This window comes from Nitratireductor aestuarii, assembly GCF_014641695.1.
Taxonomy (GTDB): Bacteria; Pseudomonadota; Alphaproteobacteria; order Rhizobiales; family Rhizobiaceae; genus Chelativorans; species Chelativorans aestuarii.
This window is the reverse complement of sequence record NZ_BMIF01000060.1, coordinates 1-847: the sequence shown is the minus strand read 5'-3', so window position 1 is coordinate 847 and position 847 is coordinate 1. Positions and strand designations below refer to the sequence as shown.

The 847-nt window shown below is 39.2% G+C and carries 1 protein-coding gene; it reads left to right on the top strand.

The genetic code is table 11. From position 1 onward, the window contains the following. The coding region (locus IEX27_RS21745; RefSeq protein ID WP_188723031.1) for an exonuclease/endonuclease/phosphatase family protein at positions 1-847 on the top strand (847 nt) is incomplete at both ends.

The window sequence follows — 847 nt, the reverse complement described above, 5'->3', positions numbered from 1 at the left end:
CAAAAGTAGGAAGTCAAGAAACACCTGGAGTAACAGGAAAATTTGGCTTTGGAATATGGAATGAAGCAGGGCAAAGACTAATAGAGTTTTGCCAAGAGAACGCACTGGTCATAGTAAACACCCTCTTCCAACAACACAAGAGAAGACTCTACACATGGACATCACCAGATGGTCAACACCAAAATCAGATTGATTATATTCTTTGCAGCCAAAGATGGAGAAGCTCTATACAGTCAGCAAAAACAAGACCAGGAGCTGACTGTGGCTCAGATCATGAACTCCTTATTGCCAAATTCAGACTGAAATTGAAGAAAGTGGAGAAAACCACTAGACCATTCAGGTATGACCTAAATCAAATCCCTTATGATTATACAGTGGAAGTGAGAAATAGATTTAAGGGCCTAGATCTGATAGATAGAGTGCCTGATGAACTATGGAATGAGGTTCGTGACATTGTACAGGAGACAGGGATCAAGACCATCCCCATGGAAAAGAAATGCAAAAAAGCAAAATGGCTGTCTGGGGAGGCCTTACAAATAGCTGTGAAAAGAAGGGAAGCAAAAAGCAAAGGAGAAAAGGAAAGATATAAACATCTGAATGCAGAGTTCCAAAGAATAGCAAGAAGAGATAAGAAAGCCTTCTTCAGTGATCAATGCAAAGAAATAGAGGAAAACAACAGAATGGGAAAGACTAGAGATCTCTTCAAGAAAGTTAGAGATACCAGGGGAACATTTCATGCAAAGATGGGCAAAATAAAGGACAGAAATGGTACGGACTTAACAGAAGCAGAAGATATTAAGAAGAGGGGGCTAGAATATACAGAAGAACTATACAAAAAAAAAAAATC